General features: G+C 55.5%; 14 protein-coding genes. 6 read left to right on the plus strand and 8 right to left on the minus strand.

Annotated elements, in window-relative coordinates:
* Positions 1–97 precede the first annotated feature (97 nt).
* From ABWO67_RS12930 to ABWO67_RS12940, 3 genes are read right to left on the minus strand one after another with little or no spacing between them, the layout of a single operon-like run.
* Positions 98–1,234: a deoxyguanosinetriphosphate triphosphohydrolase gene (locus tag ABWO67_RS12930; RefSeq protein ID WP_353152128.1), complete on the minus strand. Its 1,137-nt coding sequence runs from the start codon at positions 1,232–1,234 to the stop codon at positions 98–100.
* Between the two features lie 9 nt (positions 1,235–1,243).
* Positions 1,244–2,329, minus strand: coding sequence for a 3-dehydroquinate synthase (gene aroB / locus ABWO67_RS12935; protein WP_353152129.1), 1,086 nt, complete (start codon positions 2,327–2,329; stop codon positions 1,244–1,246).
* A complete protein-coding gene (locus ABWO67_RS12940; RefSeq protein WP_502930014.1) occupies positions 2,326–2,937 on the minus strand; it encodes a shikimate kinase in 612 nt (203 codons plus the stop codon). Before ABWO67_RS12940 ends, aroB begins: the two co-directional genes overlap by 4 nt.
* A gap of 115 nt (positions 2,938–3,052) precedes the next feature.
* On the opposite strand from ABWO67_RS12940, the gene ABWO67_RS12945 reads away from it, so the two are divergent.
* On the plus strand, positions 3,053–5,482 hold the full coding sequence (locus tag ABWO67_RS12945; RefSeq protein ID WP_353152130.1) for a penicillin-binding protein 1A: 2,430 nt from the start codon (positions 3,053–3,055) through the stop codon (positions 5,480–5,482).
* Here ABWO67_RS12945 and cyaY read toward each other — a convergent pair.
* Positions 5,479–5,808 (minus strand): iron donor protein CyaY, encoded by a 330-nt coding sequence (cyaY, locus tag ABWO67_RS12950; RefSeq protein ID WP_353152131.1) that lies wholly within the window; start codon positions 5,806–5,808, stop codon positions 5,479–5,481. The genes ABWO67_RS12945 and cyaY overlap by 4 nt on opposite strands.
* A 32-nt stretch (positions 5,809–5,840) precedes the next feature.
* On the opposite strand from cyaY, the gene lptM reads away from it, so the two are divergent.
* From lptM to ABWO67_RS12965, 3 genes are all read left to right on the plus strand, one after another.
* Positions 5,841–6,071 (plus strand): LPS translocon maturation chaperone LptM, encoded by a 231-nt coding sequence (lptM, locus tag ABWO67_RS12955; RefSeq protein ID WP_353152132.1) that lies wholly within the window; start codon positions 5,841–5,843, stop codon positions 6,069–6,071.
* A 46-nt stretch (positions 6,072–6,117) separates the two neighbouring features.
* Entirely contained in the window at positions 6,118–7,386 is a 1,269-nt protein-coding gene (gene lysA, locus ABWO67_RS12960) for a diaminopimelate decarboxylase (protein ID WP_353152133.1), read from the plus strand.
* Between the two features lie 221 nt (positions 7,387–7,607).
* Positions 7,608–10,571: a putative bifunctional diguanylate cyclase/phosphodiesterase gene (locus tag ABWO67_RS12965; protein ID WP_353152134.1), complete on the plus strand. Its 2,964-nt coding sequence runs from the start codon at positions 7,608–7,610 to the stop codon at positions 10,569–10,571.
* Between the two features lie 9 nt (positions 10,572–10,580).
* Here ABWO67_RS12965 and ABWO67_RS12970 read toward each other — a convergent pair whose 3' ends face one another.
* From ABWO67_RS12970 to ABWO67_RS12985, 4 genes are all read right to left on the minus strand, one after another.
* Positions 10,581–11,501 carry a GGDEF domain-containing protein gene (locus ABWO67_RS12970; RefSeq protein ID WP_353152135.1) on the minus strand — a complete coding sequence of 307 codons (921 nt, stop codon included), beginning with the start codon at positions 11,499–11,501 and terminating at the stop codon, positions 10,581–10,583.
* A gap of 369 nt (positions 11,502–11,870) precedes the next feature.
* The gene (gene ccsB / locus ABWO67_RS12975) at positions 11,871–13,229 is read right to left on the minus strand and encodes a c-type cytochrome biogenesis protein CcsB (protein WP_353152136.1); all 1,359 of its coding nucleotides are present in this window, start codon (positions 13,227–13,229) and stop codon (positions 11,871–11,873) included.
* 14 nt (positions 13,230–13,243) lie between these two features.
* Complete coding sequence (locus ABWO67_RS12980) at positions 13,244–15,229, minus strand: cytochrome c biogenesis protein ResB (protein ID WP_353152140.1); 1,986 nt, start codon at positions 15,227–15,229, stop codon at positions 13,244–13,246.
* 154 nt (positions 15,230–15,383) lie between these two features.
* A complete protein-coding gene (locus ABWO67_RS12985; RefSeq protein WP_353152142.1) occupies positions 15,384–16,085 on the minus strand; it encodes a c-type cytochrome in 702 nt (233 codons plus the stop codon).
* Between the two features lie 154 nt (positions 16,086–16,239).
* On the opposite strand from ABWO67_RS12985, the gene yihA reads away from it, so the two are divergent.
* Positions 16,240–16,863 carry a ribosome biogenesis GTP-binding protein YihA/YsxC gene (gene yihA / locus ABWO67_RS12990; protein WP_353152137.1) on the plus strand — a complete coding sequence of 208 codons (624 nt, stop codon included), beginning with the start codon at positions 16,240–16,242 and terminating at the stop codon, positions 16,861–16,863.
* Positions 16,860–17,876, plus strand: coding sequence for a porphobilinogen synthase (gene hemB, locus ABWO67_RS12995; protein ID WP_353152138.1), 1,017 nt, complete (start codon positions 16,860–16,862; stop codon positions 17,874–17,876). The genes yihA and hemB overlap by 4 nt, the downstream gene beginning before the upstream one ends.
* The last annotated feature ends 86 nt before the right edge of the window (positions 17,877–17,962 follow it).

Consider the following 17,962-nt stretch of genomic DNA (forward strand, 5'->3'; position numbering starts at 1 on the left):
CAGCAACGACGTGCTCAAAAAATCAAGCAAGAAAACGCAACAACAACGTCTATACACACGTAGACACAGGAATACGAACAGGCAAAAAGCCCCCTCTTTACTCCCCCGTATCCATCAAAAATAACTGCCTATGCTCCCGGATCGCATAACGGTCCGTCATCCCTGCGATATAGTCAGCAATCGACCGAGCCTGCGCCAGCGGATCATCCCGCCTGTGCTCGATCGCCAGCAATCTCGGATCATTTAACAAGGCCACAAACAACTCCCGCACAATCGTGCGCGCCTTCGTCGTCATCCGCATCACACGATAATGCCGGTACAGATTCTCCATCAGGAAACTTTTCAGCTCATTGGCCTGGCGCCGCATCGACGTCGAAAATGCCGCTAAAGCTGGCCCTGCCCTGACAGCATCCGCACTGTCCGGGCCATGCTCCCGAATGTTGTCCAGCGTCGTTTGCGTCAGATCCACAACCAACGTGTTGATCATCGCCCGGATAATCTCGGCGATCAGGCGACGCTTTTCGATATCGGGATATTTCTTTTTCACCTGCGCATGATGCGTCGCGAAGATTTCCAGCGATAACAATTGCTCGATTGAAATCAGGCCAGACCGCAGGCCATCGTCAATATCGTGATTGTTATAGGCAATTTCATCCGCCAGATTGGCAATTTGCGCCTCTAGCGAAGGCTGCGTCCGGGCCAGGAAACGTTCGCCCACATCGCCTAATAAACGGGCATGTTTGATCGAACAATGCTTCAGTATGCCCTCGCGGGTTTCAAAGCACAGGTTCAAACCATTGAATGCCGCATAGCGCTCTTCAAGCTCGTCGACCACCCGCAAGCTCTGCAAGTTGTGTTCAAAACCGCCGGCCTCGGGGGCCAGCTCGCGCATGCAAGCATTCAACTCATCCTGGCCCGCGTGCCCGAACGGCGTGTGCCCCAGGTCGTGCGCCAAGGAAATCGCCTCGGTCAGATCCTCGTGCAAACCCAGGTTCCGGGCTAATGTCCGGGCAATCTGGGCGACCTCGATGCTGTGCGTCAGGCGAGTACGGAAAAGATCGCCCTCGTGATTGATAAATACCTGTGTTTTGTATTCAAGCAATCGAAAGGCGTTGCAATGGATAATGCGGTCCCGATCCCGCTGGAACTGACTGCGCCCCGTTGGCGGCGCTTCCGCATGCCGGCGGCCACGCGTATGTTCGGGATGGCAAGCATAGGGCGCAAGTATCGTCATGGCAGCCGCTTACACTTGCACTATGGTGGTCTTTTCCAGCACGTGCCGCAGGGCGTCCGGCTCTGCGGCCTCGAACCGCGCCTGCCCGATTTCAGGCAAGAGCACGAAACGCAATTTCCCGCCTTCGGTTTTCTTGTCGACCTGCATCAGCTCGATCCAACGATCAACCCCGAGGTCTGGCGGTTGCACTGGACAGCCTATGGCTTGTGTCAATGCCCTCACGCGCTCCACGCTGGCTGACGTCAAGCCCATGGTCAGTGCAGAAAGCTCGGCTGCCTGCACCATCCCGCAGCCCACTGCTTCGCCATGCAGCCATGCGCCATAGCCCAAGCCAGCCTCAATGGCATGGCCGAACGTATGGCCAAAATTAAGAATGGCGCGCAGGCCGGATTCACGCTCGTCTTGCGACACGACATACGCTTTAAGTTCGCACGAACGCTGGATCGCATAAGTAATTGCCTGCGGCTCCAGCGTGCGCAACGCGTCAACGTTCTGCTCGCACCATACGAAAAAGTCTGCGTCGATGATCAGGCCATACTTAATCACCTCGGCCAGCCCGGCCGAAATTTCACGCGCAGGCAAGGTTTTCAACACATCGGTATCGATTTCGACGGCAATGGGCTGATAAAACGCGCCGACCATGTTCTTGCCCAGCGGATGATTAATGCCCGTTTTACCGCCTACAGATGAGTCGACCTGAGAAAGCAGCGTGGTGGGGACTTGCACAAAACGAATGCCTCGCATGTAGCTGGCAGCGGCGAAACCACCCATATCGCCGATCACTCCGCCCCCCAAAGCGACCAGAACCGCCTTGCGATCCAGACGATTTTGTAACAAACCGTCGAAAATCAAATTCAGGGTTTCCCAATTTTTATGGGCTTCGCCATCAGGCAATTCGATGAATATCAGGCGTTTTCCCGTCGCCTCCAGGGCAGCACGCACGCGTTGCCCATAAAGCGCATCCACCGTGGGGTTGCTGACCAGCGCGATGGCCGTTGCGTCATCAGGGATGCTTTGCGCCAGCAGGTCCAGCCTGCCGGCCCCGATATGGATGGGATAGGAACCGCCCGGTGTATCAACCTGTACCGTACTCATGAATTAACCTCATGTTGGTGTAGCAAGGGAATCAAGGATCTAACCACTTGAGCCACCGGCATAGAGCCGGTTTCGAAGGTGAGGCTGGCCACTTCTTCGTATAGGGGTTCGCGCTCTTCAAGCAGAGAACGGATGCGCGACTTGGGATCTGCAGTCTGCAACAGCGGGCGGTTGCGGTCGCGGGCTACCCGGCGAAACAACTCGTCCGCGCTGGCTCGCAAATACACCACGACACCACGTTCTTTCAAATAAGTACGATTTTCGGGGGCAAGAATGGCCCCACCGCCCGTAGCCAGTACAATACCCCGTCGGCGGGAACATTCTTCCAATAACGTGGTCTCACGTTTTCGGAAGCCTTCTTCGCCCTCGATGTCGAAAATTAACGACACCCGTACACCGCAGCGCGCTTCCAGTTCGTGATCCAGATCGACAAATTCGCGGTTCAGAATACGAGCCAAGCTACGGCCTATCGTAGTTTTTCCCGCCCCCATCATTCCGACCAGGAACAAAGGTTGGTCATAGGGCAACGGCGCCACGGCAGGGTCTTCCGGCCCCCCTGCTTCGTTAAGGTCCGCGCCCGCGCAGTCCATAGGTAAAGAATTATTCATTTGTGTATTATCCCACTTGCAATCCGACCACACGCCGCTACACTGCATTCTTCGGTTACATAAACCTGATGCGTAAATCATAGTCTGACCACGGTTAGACTTAAAATCGCCCGTAATGAGTTCTTCTACCAATTCCCCAAAAGACAACGCCGACGCATCCCATTCCTGGGTTGGCCGCTTTATCCTGAAGTCAGCCATGTTTGTTGCTGGCCTCGGACTATGCGGCGTGCTGCTCGGTTCGCTGGCACTTGCGCTAGCCTGGCCTAATTTACCCGATCTGAGCGCCATGATCGATTATCGCCCACGGGTGCCCTTGCGCATCTATACGGCCGATAAGGTGCTTATTGGCGAGTTTGGCGAAGAACGCCGCAACGTGCTGCGCTTCAACGAAATTCCCGATGTCATGAAATCGGCGATTTTATCAGCCGAAGACGATCGCTTTTATCAGCATGGCGGAATCGATTGGTCCGGTGTGGCGCGCGCCACGCTGGCCAACCTGACTCACATGTCCAAGACACAGGGCGCCAGCACCATTACGATGCAGGTCGCGCGCAATTTTTATCTGTCGTCAGAAAAAACCTACACCCGCAAATTCTACGAATTGCTGCTGACGTTCAAGATCGAAGCCACACTGACCAAAGATCAGATCCTCGATCTGTACATGAACCAAATTTATCTGGGCCATCGCGCCTATGGTTTTGCCGCCGCCTCGCGCACCTACTTCGGCAAGCCCTTGGGTGAGGTCTCACCCGCCGAAGCCGCCATGCTGGCTGGCATCCCCAAAGCGCCATCGCGCTTTAACCCCATCGCCAATTTCGAGCGCGCCAAGTCGCGACAAGGCTATGTATTAGCCCGCATGAAAAACTTGGGCTACCTGACCGAAGACGAATACCAGCGTGCCGTCAACGAACCCATTGTCATCAAGTCGGCACCGGGAACACCCGCAGGCGGCTATGCCATCCATGGCGAATATGTCGCCGAACTGGCCCGACAGCTTCTGTACGGGGTGTATCAAGACAATATTTATTCGCGTGGTTTCAACATCTACACCACAGTCAACTCCCAGGCTCAGGAAAAGGCCTACGATGCGGTGCGCGAGGGAATCCTCGATTACACCCGTCGTTCCGTGTATCCCGGCCCGGAAACCAATATCGACTTGCCCAAAGATATCGAAAACGATCCGGCCCGGCTCGATGCCATTCTTGATGAACTGCAGGAAAAATACACGGATAGCGACGATGTATTAACCGGCGTTGTGCTTGAGGCCAGTCCCACGAAAATTACCGTGGCCCGCACATCCCAGGAAATTATCGATGTCACCGACAAACGTGCTTTGCGCGTGGTGGCCCGCGGTCTGGTAAAAAATGCGAAAGATAAGGTGCGCATTCAACGCGGTTCCGTAGTCTATCTGCATAAAAATGGCGATTACTGGGAAGTCATTAACATGCCAAGCGTGCAAGCTGCGTTTGTCGCCGTGCGACCACAAGATGGCGCCATCCAGTCGATGGTGGGCGGCTTCGATTTCGAAGGGGGCAAATTCAATCGCGTAACCCAGGCATGGCGCCAACCCGGTTCGGCCTTCAAACCGTTTATTTATGCATCCTCGCTCGAACGCGGCTTGACCCCTGCCACACAGATTTCCGACGAACCCTTCACACTGACAGCAGCGCAAACAGGTTCAAAAGCCTGGTCGCCCAAGAATTACGGGCGCACCTACGAACCCATGCTGACCATGCGCCAAGGTTTGTACAAGTCCAAGAATATGGTGTCGATACGTATCATGCAGGCCGTAGGCCCCAAGTACGTGCAAGACTACCTGACTCGCTTCGGGTTTGACCGTGAACGCCAGCCTGCCGTGTTGCCGCTGGCCCTGGGGGCGGGAAGCGTCACCCCATTGCAATTGGCTGGCGCCTATTCGGTGTTTGCCAACGGCGGGTACCGGGTGCCGCCTTATATTATCGATCACGTCACCGACAGCGCCGGCAAAGTCATCATGCAGTCCAAGCCTACCATCGCCGGCGACGCGGCAGCACGCGCTGTCGATCCACGCACGGTATATGTCATGAATGACATGATGCGCGGGGTGGCTACATCGGGCACTGGCGCCCGTGTCCATCGCGAACTCAAGCGCAACGACATCGGCGGTAAAACCGGCACAACCAACGACTCGCATGATGCCTGGTTCGCCGGCTTCACACCCAACCTGGTGGGCGTCGTCTGGATGGGCTACGACCAGCCCCGGTCGCTGGGGTCCAGCGAAACCGGCGGCGGCGCCTCGCTGCCGATTTGGCTGGACTACATGCGCTACGCCCTGAAGGGCAAGCCTGAAACTCCGCCGGGAGCCATGCCTGCCGGGCTCAGTAAAATCAATGGCGACTACTACTTCTCGGAATTCCCTCCCGGACAAGCCGTAGCCCGCGTTGGCTTGCCCAAGCCGGCCGACACGCTCAGGGATGGCATGGACGGCATTGGCAACTTGCTGAACGAACTGACCGGCGGCAGCACGAAACCCCGCCGCGAAGAGCCGCCCATCGTTCCCTTTTAAACCATGACCCGAATCGGCCGCCCAGTCGCTTCGGAAAATATTTGCGATAAGGCCTCGGACAAGTCGGGGCCACCTCGCGTATTATTCCAGCTTCGGCCGTCAAAACGATAATGGAAACCGCCGCTGGGAGCTGCCACCCACATTTCCTGCAAAGGGGCTTGGCTGTTGACGACGACGTGGATCGAGTCATCGAAGACCAGTGTCAACACGTTGCCGCTACGGGTCGCCTCAATATCCAGGTCATATAACGACACCCAATCATCGGATTGGCTCTCGAGACTGTCCAGTATGGCTTGGCTACGCGCAAGAAATTCTGTTTCGTTCATAATCGCAACTTGTCCGCATTTGGAGGTTTATCATGCAAGCGCCCCGCACCTCGACACCTGCCCGCACTGTCTGTCGCATTGTAGCCAGCTTCGCGCTGCTATCAACGTTACTGGCTTGCGGCTATAAAGGGCCGCTGTATATGCCCCCGCCCCCCGCCCCTGACGTTGAATTGACCACCCCGCCAGAGCCGGCAAACCTGCCTGCGGAAACGTCAGACCAATCCGGGCAACCCGCTACAACCAGCCCCGTGCAAACCAAATAGGCGTATACCCGCCTTTCAACGACTTTTGACAAATTTTCTGCCAAATATGACAGTTGCCCATCACTTTCAATTCCGCGACGGCGTCCTGCACGCCGAAGACACTTCCCTTGCCGACCTGGCCAGCGAATTCGGTACGCCGCTCTATGTTTATTCCCGCCAGGCACTGCACGACGCCTGGGAGGCCTATCGCGTCGCCGCTCAAGGGCGCAATGTCCTGGTCTGTTTTGGCATGAAAGCCAACTCCAACCTTGCTGTCCTGAACGAATTCAAGAAGCTGGGCTCAGGCTTCGACATTGTTTCCGGTGGCGAATTGGCCCGGGTGCTGGCAGTGGGAGGCGACGCCTCTCGCATCGTATTTTCCGGCGTAGGCAAGCAAGAATGGGAAATGCAGGCAGCCCTGAAGGCGGGCGTCAAATGCTTCAATGTGGAATCCGAAGCCGAACTTCTGCGCCTGGCCCAAGTGGCCGACCGATTAGGCATGGTGGCACCGGTCTCATTGCGCGTCAATCCCGATGTCGACGCCCAGACCCATCCCTATATTTCCACAGGCCTGAAAGAAAACAAATTCGGTATCGCCATCGAATCAGCAGTCGCGGTCTACCAGCGTGCAGCGACCTTGCCCAGCCTGAAGGTGGTTGGGGTCGACTGCCACATTGGCTCGCAGATTACCGAGTCCGCACCCTACCTGGACGCGCTGGATAAGCTAATAGCGCTCATCAAGACGCTTGCCGGACTGGGCATCGACCTTCAGCATCTGGACCTGGGCGGGGGCATCGGCATCCGCTATACCGACGAAACGCTGCTGTCTCCAAGCGCCTTGCTCGACAAGGTTTTCCAGGTGCTAGACGCGCAAGGTCTATCGCATTTGCAATTGGTGCTCGAACCGGGCCGCTCGCTGGTGGGCAACGCCGGCGTACTACTGACCAAGGTCGAATACCTGAAGCACAGCGAAGCCAAAAACTTTGCCATCGTCGATGCAGCCATGAATGACTTGCTACGCCCAACGTTGTACGGCGCATGGCATAGTGTGGAAGCCGTGACGCCGCGCGACAATACCAACGTGGCTCAGTCTTACGACATCGTAGGGCCTATTTGCGAAAGCGGAGATTGGCTCGCCCGTGATCGGGAACTGAATCTGGAACAGGGCGACCTGATCGCCATCATGTCGGCGGGCGCCTATGCTTTCACCATGGCCAGCCAGTACAACACCCGGCCTCGTGCGGCGGAAATCATGGTAGATGGCACGCAAGCCCATGTAATACGGCCACGCGAAAAAATGGAAGACTTATTTGCTACAGAAAAAGTACTGAACTGACCACTGAGAGGCCGGGCGCACACTAAAGAAACCGTCAAATTTGCCGTTAACTGTTAGCATTCAAAAGACAAATCATTTCTGCCTCGATGGTAACGCTGGGTATCCAGATCAATATGTGCTTTTTATCACGAGGCTCCCCGGATGACCCTAAGCATTCATTATCATGTTCAGCAGATATCCTGGATCGAAGCTAACGGAGCAAAGGCCTTTAGAAAAAGAACATGACGGCTTCAAACATGCAACGCCCGGCCCTCCTCAAAAAGCTCTCATCGGCAGCGAATAGGCTGGTTCATTCTTTTTCACTATACGTCGTTCCCGCGGCACTCGTATTGCTCTCTGTGCTGACGCTTTATGCGCTCGACAGCCATTATCCACTGACGCATGGCCAGCGTATTCCGGTCCGCCTGCTGTCCGAATCCCAAACGCCATATACTCCAGACACAGCGCTTGCCGCCCTGAAAACGACAACGGCTACCGCCGCAGCGCCGGCGACGTCGCCCAGTTGGTTTTTGGTCGACCTGCCTGCTTCGTCCGAACTCGATAGCGCCGCTCTGGACATCCCCTCTCGCCTGACACAGACCCTGACATGCTGGAACGCGAACACGTTAAGCCCGCTGGGCAGCGCCGATCGTACTCAGTCCAGCGGTTCCCTGCTGCTTCATAAAATGGGGTTCGCCATTACACTTGGCCAATTGTCGGGTTCAGCCTCGCTGTTGTGCCATATCACGTTCATTGAAAGTACTACGCTATCGGTCGAACTCTGGCGCATGGCCGACTTGCGTGATGCAGGCAGCCGGTTTGACCGCGGCATTGGCTTGCTGGAAGGCGGGCTGCTTACCATCTCGTTGTTCGTGCTTATTATTGCCATCACCAATCGGGAATGGATCTACCTGTTGCTGGCCGCGTGGCTGATCGGCAATTTGCGGCTGGGCGCGTTCGCGTTGGGCTGGGACAGCCAGTGGCTGGGCCAGGACATCCCGCCAAGCTGGATGCCGCTTATCCGCCAAGTCACCGTCGCCGCTTATTACTTGCTTACCTATACGCTGCTGACGCAACTTTTCGGCGGTGGCCGCCAGATGTACTTTCCGCGCCTCTTGAGCGCCGCCCAGTGGGCCGGCCTGGCCTTGCTGGCCGGCGCCTTTTTGCTGCCTTATTCGTCATTCCAGCCACTCATGTGGGCAACTTGCGGGTTTGGCGTACTCGTCGCTATTCTTTTGCTGTCGCGATCCGTGTACCGCACCCGCTCGCGCATCTGGTTATGGCATATCGTCACGCTCAGCATGTCGCTATGTGTCATGCTGTCAGGCACTTTTCTGATCGTTTTCGGGCGCACCGACTTTATCGACACCTTCAACGGTGTCATCGCCTTGTTGTTATCCAATGTCATGGTTGCCCTGGCCGTCGCGGAACGTATGCGCGAAGACCGCAAGGAACGGGTTCGCGCCCAGACCGAACTGGTCAGTAGTTACGCCATCACGCCCATCGGCATGTTCACTCTTAATTCCGACGGCGTCTTCGAACGTATCAATCCAGTGCTTGAGCAAATGCTGGGCTTTTCACTGGAAGCAAAAACCGTCCGCTGGACGGATTATTTCAGTTCCCAGGACTGGGCCGCCCTTGCTGAAAAAACCAAGGCGGGCGAAGAAGTCGAAATCGGCCTCTTGCCAAGCGCCGTCAAGCCAGGACTGCCACAGCACTTCGTAGTCAGGGTTGCCCTGGCCAGCGGCCATGTAGAAGGGTCGCTGCAAGACATCACCGCCCGCACCGAAACCATCAATCAGCTACGCCGCATGGCGGATAACGATCCGCTTACCGATGTACTGAACCGGCGCGGCATCGAGAAGGCCCTGGACGCCTCTGTTCAGCGCCTTGCATCCGGAGAGCCCTGCGCCCTGGCCTATGTCAACCTGGACCATTACAAACGCATTAACAGCCTGTTTGGGCACATGTCGGGCGACGAAGTTCTGCAGCAGGTATGCCAACGCATCAAGTCCGCGCTGGTCAATGACGAACATGTAGGTCGCATTGGCGGTGATGAGTTCATCATCCTTTTCCCCAACACCACCATTACACAAGCCCGCGAAGCCGCCACCAAAGTCGTCAGCGACCTGAATTCGACGGCCTTATATGTGGGCGGGCGAGCATTCCAGATCAAAAGCGCCATCGGGATCATCGAAGTCACCAACAACATGGATCCCAAAGAGATGATCTCCGCCGCCAGCCGCGCCTGCCGCGAGGCGCGCAAGCAGCATCAGGACATCGTCGTCTACGAACAAGATTCCAACGAGTTGCAGGAGCACACCGAAGAGCTCAGGTTGTTCGACGAACTGGAGGGCGGCGATTCTCCGCGCGGGCTTTATCTGGAAATGCAGCCCATCATGTCGATGAAGAACCCGCTGCAAACACTTAACTTTGAAGTGTTGCTGCGTGTACGTAACTCGGCCGGGGTTCTGGCTCCTTCCGGAAAAATCATTGCGGCGGCCGAAGAAAGCGGCACCATCACCATTATCGACAAATGGGTGTTCTCGGCCACCCTTGAGTGGTTGGACAAACATGAACACCGCCTCGGAAAAACCGAACTCGTCAGCATTAATCTTAGCGGCGTATCCCTTAACGACGATAAATTCATCGATGCCTTCTTTGCCATACTGGCCCGTTACGAGCATCTGGCAAACCGCCTTTGCGTTGAAATCACCGAAGGCGTAGCGTTACAAGACCTCAACCGCACCCGCATATTCATGCGCCGGTTGCAAAAAATGGGGGCATTCATTGCCTTGGACGACTTCGGGGCTGGCTACACGTCGTTCTCGTATATCAAGGAACTGCCGGCCGATGCGATCAAGATCGACGGCGCCCTGATTAAAGACATGATGGCCAATGAAACCAATACCGCCATCATCCGCACAATTGTCGAGCTTGCCCGCAATTTGGGCATGAAGAGTATTGCCGAGTGGGCTGAAGACTGCGCTACGCTGCGAGCCCTGCAAGAAATGGGGGTTGATTATGTACAAGGCTTTGTCATCTCGAAAGCCAAGTCACCTGCTGAAATTCTGAACGCAAACACGCTGGCCGACCTGATCGACGACGAGGATGTCCTGGAATTCATACGGGAAATCACGGCGGAAAATCGTGATGAAGACAATAGGCACCAACCGCGTCGGCAGACACCGGCTAATTGGTTTTAACGCAAACCGCTATCCTGCGGCCATCAGCGGCAAAACCCGGCTCGGGATAGGTTTAGTACGCTTCTCTTCATACATGCGCTCGTCGGCCAAGTGCATGGTTTTTTTCAAAGTCCCGCCCTCGGACTTGAGCGCCATACCCATAGATATCTTTATACCGACGGCATCCAGCGCATCCCTGAGGCGCGCCACCAGAGCGGTTGCAATGACGGGGGTAGCATATTGGGCCACCACCCCGAATTCATCGCCTCCCAGACGCCCTACGGCATCTGTGCTGCGCAATACGGCCGAGATAGTTTGCGCCGTCAGACGGATAAGATCGTCGCCTGCCGAATGGCCCTGAGTATCGTTGACGATTTTCAGGTAGTCCAAATCAAGCATCACAATGGCCGCATCGTTGCTATCTTCTCCCAACATGGCGTCAAAGTGCGCCAACCGGTTGATCCAGCCAGCACGATTCAGGGTACCGGTAAGCGGGTCAAGAAAGGCGTCACGCTGCAATTCAACCATTAGTCGTTCTGCAACATCGAGTTCGGCATGCAAGGCCAGGGTAAGCCCAAGGGAAGACATGCAAGAATTAACTTCATCGGCACGCCATGGCAAACTAAGTGGCAATTCGAATGCCAGGCCAATCGCATATCCGCTGCCAACGGCTTCAGAGCTATGTAAATCAGCCCTGATCAAATAATAATCGCGGTTAATGTCAGCGGCAGGCTTTAAGACCAAGGCTTTTTGTTCGTAATCGCTAACGCGCCTGTACTGAAAACCATTGTTCAGCGCTGTTCCTTCCCACTGACCGGTCAGCAGCGAAGCAAGACCTTCTGGGGATGCCCCTTTTAAAAGACCGGTGGTGGCAATGGGGGAACAGAACTCACCCTCGCGACGACCGACCAGCCAACCTTCCAGCGGCAAAAACGCCTGCAATATGCGCAACTGTGCTGTAAGGGCCTTATTGGCTAGGACGTTTGCCCGAGCTTCAATTCTCGGGCCTTCTTTTATTATGGGCATCATTATTTAAGAAGATATTTTCCCTGATCACAAGAAAAAACAAGCGCGTCTTGGCACGTGGCGCCCCAGTAAAGGCCCCGATGCACGCCCCCCGGAATTCGCAAAATAGACACACAAATAGAAACTGACCACATTCTGTCAAAGCGCACAGAAATGTCTCGAAACTATTTTTTACAGCAGTAAGTTATCAATTTTACTGTGATTTTCCATGAAAAGGAAAATAAAAGTGCGATCAACCCTAGGAATTGACCGCACTATAGCGAATAGACGTAACAAGTGTAAGCAGGAGAATGGTTACAGTTCGCCGTAAGAATGCAGACCGGACAAGAACATATTCACGCCAAGGAAAGCGAAGCTGGTGATCAGCAGACCGGCCAAGGCCCAGTAGGCGGCCATCGTGCCGCGCAAGCCCTTCATCAAGCGCATATGCAGCCAGGCGGCGTAGTTTAGCCATACGATCAACGCCCAGGTTTCCTTAGGATCCCATTGCCAGTATGTCCCCCAGGCATCGGCGGCCCATAAGGCGCCCAAAATCGTGGCGACAGTAAAGAAGGCAAAGCCAACCGCGATCGCCCTGTACATGATGTCGTCCAGGATTTCCAGCGGCGGCAGCTTGCGCGAAATTGGCCCGCGCAGTGCCAGGATGGCGCCGACAATCAGTGCCCCAATGCCGAAATAGAGCATCCATGTGGCGGACAGTTCGCTGGAACTGAACATCATGGGTTCGGCGCATAGAATGGCCCCCAGCAAGAATACCGGCACCAGTTTGCCCCAGGACTTGGTTTGACCATGCTCTTTGATCAAATAGGCAAACCCCACCATGGCAGCCAGGGAAAAGGTGCCATAACCAATGAAATTGGCCGGCACGTGCAGCTTCATCCACCAACTTTTAAGCGCCGGCACCAAGGGCTGTATCTGGAATGCATCGCGGGTAAATGAATACCAAAGCAAAAAGACGACTGCCGAACTGATGACCATGAGTACAAAACCGCCCAGCGCCCGCGTCGCATAACGGCGTTCGTAGTACAGATAAAACAGGGCGGTTATCAGTGCGAACAGCACAAAGACTTCGTACAGGTTGCTGACTGGAATGTGGCCGATATCAGGGCCTAGCAAGTGGCCTTCGCGCCAGCGCACCAGCAAGCCGGTCACGCCTGCATAGACCGCGCCCCAGGTCAGGACAGTGCCCAGCCACGCAGCTGTCTTGCTGAAGATGCCTATCCAGTAGCAAATCATGCCCAGCACGAACAGCGCACACATCCACAAAATCGCCGACTGGGAAGAAAATAGATACTTCAAGAAAAAGACGCTTTCGGCGCGAGTGATATCGCCTTGGGCCAAGCCGCCGCCATTGCTATATAGCCATATGGCAAACACGGCGGTCAGCCCGCTAATGACCATCAGGGTGCGTAAAGGCCGCCATAGCCATGCCATCCAGCTGAGTCCAACCACGGCTCCACAGAGGATCAACTTTTCGTAGTAGTCCATGCTTTGACTGTAGGCCGTCAAAACATAGGCGGCCCCTACTGCCAACAACAGGAAAAATACAATGTCGCTCCAGTCGGGTTTGCCCCGTTGGCCGCGCGAATCGCCGCTGGCGGCCATGGATTCTTGCCACATCGGCATATTCGATTTGATGGTGGACTCGGACATTAGGTGAAACCTCGTTACGTAGAGAGGCGTTTGAAGGCCTCTTTGAAGCGGTCGAACTCATGATTGAAATCAAGTGTACGCCGTTGCGATGTCATGGCCGCCAGCATTTCGCTGCCCTGGCCTTGGGGTTTGATCCATACCCAAATCCGGCGATCGCGGATGTAGAACATGGAAAACACGCCTATGACCAAAAACAGACAGCCTAGGTAAACCGTATTCTTGCCCGGACTGCGCGCCACCTGGAACACACTGGCTTCGATTTGCTCGAAACCTTTCAGCGTCATGAATACTGGCGCCGGATAGTCCGGCAGGTTGGCCAGCGCCAGCAAGGTCATTTGCACCCATGCATCGGCATCCTGCCCCGCTTGACCTGTGTGATCGAGCGGCGGCTTGCCGGCCTGCTCGCGCAGAATGTCGCGCAATTCCATCAGGGACAACTGGATCATGGGAACAGCAAAGCCCAGAACCTTTTCACGGTCTTTTTCTGGCACCTTTTCTATAATGCCGTTGAACCCAGCCTTATAGAAGGTTTCCAGTGCACCTACAGCCGCCTTGTGCAGCAACGGCTGCTGCAGCTCGGTATTTGCATTTTTCGTCGAAAACCGCAATGCAGCTTCGTTCAACAGCGCGGGGTTGGCCAGCGCCGCACGTATATTCATGAACTCTACTACGGAATTATCCGCATCGGCGGGAATCCTGATATAGCGGTATGGTTGAGCGGCGGTTTCCCGCACCCCTGCCAGGAACACCAGGCTGCCATCCAGCATCAGCGGCAGCATATAGTTGGTGTATTCGTGCGCCTGCCCGTCGTTGCCAACAATTCGGTACTGGACGCTGGGACCGACGTTCCTGAGGTGGTCGTTCTTGGCGCCAGCAGCGCTGCCGGTTACGGACGCCACGTGCTCCATGACCGCTTTCGGCTGGGGAAGCGTGTCGCCCGACAGGTCTTCCACGTTGATAACGCGCAATCCGGAAAAATCAATGGCCAGCGGCATTTGCCCCTGGTTGCTGTTAACGGTGATTTCCGTCGGTTTACCCACCACGCCGTTAAAGTCGAAGGGCTTGTTGCCGGCACCCACCAAAGGGTAGCCCACCAGTTGCAACTTGCTGCCGCCATCGTCAAAGCTGGACTGATATACCGTGACCCCTTTATAGCGCAGCGGCTCGTTTACCTCGATGGTCTGGCTGAATGATTTGCCGGTATCGGGGTCGGTAACCTCGACTTCGCTTTTAAAGCTGCTGGGCATGCCGGTAGAGTAGTAATCCACCACGAACTTGTTCAGCTTCAGATTAAAGGGCAATGGCTGGACCAGAACGCCGTTATCCACACTGATAATGCCACTGCTGCTTTGGGCACCCTCGGGCACCAGCATATTGGCGCGGAAACTGGGATTAGCCGGCGAAAGGCGGCCTGAAACCGGCACTTCGGAAATCAGCATGTTATCGGTAATAGGCACTTTACCGCCCAACCATACCTGCAGGCGTACGGGCAACTCGCTATCGAGCAGACCGCCCACGCAAATGACCACAATAGCCGTGTGCGCAAAAATATAGCCAAGACGATTGGCGCTACCTTTTTTGGCGGCCAGGATCATGCTATCGCCATCCTGGCGCACCTTGAACTTGTACCCCTGCGACTTCAGCCACTGCTGAATGCGCAACAGATTCTCGGCAGGCGCCGCATTGCTTGTGGCTTCGACGCGGTGATGGAACGAACGCAGGCTGCTGCCGCGCACATACTCGCGAAATGAACGCGCGTCGCGCATCATTTTGGGAGAATTGCGCACTACGCATATCGAGGTGGACACCACCAGGAACGCCATGATCAGCAAGAACCACCAGCTATTGTAAATATGCCAGATGGAAAACTTATCGAAAATGGCGAACCAGAAAGGCCCGAACTGATCGATATAGGTATTGGCCGCCTGGTTTTGCTGCAGCACGGTGCCAATCAGGCTTGCCACGCAAATAAACATTAGCAGGCTGACCGCAAACCGCATCGAGCCTAACAGCTCGAATACGTCTGCGCCAACACGACGCGTGGAAGAAGAAGATTTCACAATGCAAATTTCATAAAAAAGGGGACGCCAAAGATAGCCTCCCCAGTCTTAGACTACTTGGTGCGGAAAAAGTTCCGCACTGCCGCATTCAGAATTAACGCAAGCCTGCGGCGTAATCAGCAACAGCAGCGATGTCGCCATCGGACATACGGTCGGCGATGTCGTGCATTTCCTGGCTATTGGCGCGGTCGTTGCTGCGGAAAAGCTTGAGCTGTTCAGCAATATATGTGGGGTGCTGGCCCGACAGACGAGGATACCTGCCTGGGACGCCCGCGCCGTTAGGCGAGTGACAACCCGCACAGGCTGGCACGTTGCGGTCAGGCAAACCGCCGCGCCAGATATGCTGCCCACGTTCCATGGTGGCTTCGTTGGAAGCCGTACCAGCCGTTTCCGCAGCCAGAGGCTGCTGCGTCAGGTAATACGCAATATTTTGCATATCTTCTGGCGTCAGGGGTGCGGCAAAGGCCGACATGACCGTATCAGCACCGCCGGCTCCGCGACGTGCGGCCGGGGCCTTGCCGTCTTTGGATTTGAAATCGCCCAGTTGCTTGACCAAGTACTCGTGCGGCTGGGCAGCAAGATTAGGATTGAGGGGAATCGTGCTGTTCCCGGCTGCGCCGTGACAACTGGCACAGGCTAATATGCCTCTGGCCATATCGCCATTGGCGTAAAGCTGTTCGCCTTTGGCGGCATCGGGCTTGGCAACCGCTATATCGGCGGCATAAGCAATGGAAACTGCGGAAGACCCCAGCAGCAAGCCGCTGGCAACTACCATTCTGGAAAGCATACGCTTCATGAAGACCTCGACGATCGCTATTCGATCCGGTGTCATAAACACCACAATGACAATGTCAAATCCACTTAAAGCAGGCCTTAAGGAAAATGACGCAACTGTTTCAAACGTGCGATTATACAATAGCGTTTATATTAAATCGTTCTAGGTACCTCTTGTGTCCATTCTGCATCGTGCTTCCTTCACCGTCTCTGCGGCTCGCCTTGACCAACTGCCGCCACCCACGACGGCCGAAGTCTGTTTTGTGGGCCGCTCCAATTGTGGCAAATCGTCCGCCATCAATGTATTAACCAACCAGCGCCGGCTGGCTTTTTCCAGTAAAACACCGGGCCGCACACGCCTGATCAACCTATTCGGCATCCCCGACCCCATCGAGCCTGGCGCCCATTTGGGATTTCTGGTCGACTTGCCTGGCTACGGTTATGCTTCAATAGGGCGCGAGGCACGCGAAGAATGGACTGAAGTCCTCGGCGACTACCTGCGCCAACGCTCCTCGCTGGCCGGCATAGTGCTGCTTATTGATATCCGGCGCGGCGTCACCGAACTGGATCGCCGCCTGGCCAACTGGATTGCCCCTACCCGCATTCCGGTGCTGGCACTGCTGACCAAGGCAGACAAATTTCCTTATGGCCAACGCATCAAAGCTGTTGCAGCGGTCAAAAAAGAACTCGCAGACATTGGCGCACTGAACGCCATGCCTTTTTCCGCGACGAAACGCTTAGGTATCGATACCGCCTCTGCGCAAATTGAAAATTGGATCTCTCCGAAGGTTGTTCCATGACATCGTTTATTCTTTCCGCCGACTTTCCTGCCGCCCGTCCTCGCCGCAATCGCCGCGACGATTTTTCACGTCGCCTGGTACGCGAAAATGTACTGACAGCGCATGACCTGATCTATCCCGTGTTTGTCATGGAAGGAAAAGGCATACAAGAGCCAGTGCCGTCCATGCCTGGCGTCGTGCGTTATTCGCCCGACACGCTGCTGAAGGTCGCGGAAGAATGCGTAGCCCTGCAAATACCCGTTATTGCGCTGTTTCCCGTTATCGATGCAAGCCTGAAAACACCCGACGGCATCGAAGCGGCCAACCCCGACGGCCTCATTCCACGCGTAGTGGCCGAGCTTAAAAAGCGCTTTCCAGAACTAGGCGTGTTGACCGATGTGGCGCTGGACCCTTACACCAGCCATGGCCAGGATGGCATCATCGACGAAGATGGCTATGTGCTTAACGAACCTACTGTGGAAATCCTGACGCGTCAGGCGCTAACGCAGGCGCATGCCGGCGTTGACATCGTTGCGCCCAGCGACATGATGGATGGCCGCATTGGCGCGATTCGCCAGGCGCTTGAGTCTGAACAGCATATCTACACACGCATCATGGCGTACTCGGCAAAGTATGCCAGCGCGTTTTATGGACCGTTCCGGGACGCCGTAGGGTCGGCAACGAACCTGGGCAAGTCCAATAAATTCACATACCAGATGGATCCGGCTAATCGCAACGAGGCCTTGCGCGAAGTGGCCGCCGATATCCGCGAAGGTGCGGATATGGTCATGGTGAAGCCAGGCATGCCTTATCTGGATGTGTTGCGCGATGTGAAGAATGCGTTTGGAATGCCGACGTATGCCTACCAGGTTAGCGGTGAATACGCGATGATCAAGGCTGCAGCAGCGAATGGCTGGCTGGATCACGATAAGGTGATGATGGAGTCGTTGCTGGCGTTTAAGCGGGCTGGCGGTGATGGTGTGCTGACGTATTTCGCGATTGCGGCGGCGAAGTTGCTGAAGGAGCAGGCGTAGTACTTGTTTAGCTGAAGGTTTAGTTCAGGGCGACGTGGATGGTTTACACGTCGCCTTTTCTTTGCTTGTTTCTATAGCTGGTTTAT

Origin of the sequence: Pollutimonas bauzanensis (assembly GCF_040393045.1) — a bacterium.
Lineage (GTDB): Bacteria > Pseudomonadota > Gammaproteobacteria > Burkholderiales > Burkholderiaceae_B > Pollutimonas > Pollutimonas bauzanensis_A.

Bases quoted from the DNA above. Each gene is read 5' to 3' on its own strand.
- ABWO67_RS12930 (WP_353152128.1), bottom strand. From the start codon at position 1,234: ATGACGATACTTGCGCCCTATGCTTGCCATCCCGAACATACGCGTGGC.
- aroB (WP_353152129.1), bottom strand. From the start codon at position 2,329: ATGAGTACGGTACAGGTTGATACACCGGGCGGTTCCTATCCCATCCAT.
- ABWO67_RS12940 (WP_502930014.1), bottom strand. From the start codon at position 2,937: ATGAATAATTCTTTACCTATGGACTGCGCGGGCGCGGACCTTAACGAA.
- ABWO67_RS12945 (WP_353152130.1), top strand. From the start codon at position 3,053: ATGAGTTCTTCTACCAATTCCCCAAAAGACAACGCCGACGCATCCCAT.
- cyaY (WP_353152131.1), bottom strand. From the start codon at position 5,808: ATGAACGAAACAGAATTTCTTGCGCGTAGCCAAGCCATACTGGACAGT.
- lptM (WP_353152132.1), top strand. From the start codon at position 5,841: ATGCAAGCGCCCCGCACCTCGACACCTGCCCGCACTGTCTGTCGCATT.
- lysA (WP_353152133.1), top strand. From the start codon at position 6,118: ATGACAGTTGCCCATCACTTTCAATTCCGCGACGGCGTCCTGCACGCC.
- ABWO67_RS12965 (WP_353152134.1), top strand. From the start codon at position 7,608: ATGACGGCTTCAAACATGCAACGCCCGGCCCTCCTCAAAAAGCTCTCA.
- ccsB (WP_353152136.1), bottom strand. From the start codon at position 13,229: ATGTCCGAGTCCACCATCAAATCGAATATGCCGATGTGGCAAGAATCC.
- ABWO67_RS12980 (WP_353152140.1), bottom strand. From the start codon at position 15,229: ATGCGGTTTGCGGTCAGCCTGCTAATGTTTATTTGCGTGGCAAGCCTG.
- ABWO67_RS12985 (WP_353152142.1), bottom strand. From the start codon at position 16,085: ATGAAGCGTATGCTTTCCAGAATGGTAGTTGCCAGCGGCTTGCTGCTG.
- hemB (WP_353152138.1), top strand. From the start codon at position 16,860: ATGACATCGTTTATTCTTTCCGCCGACTTTCCTGCCGCCCGTCCTCGC.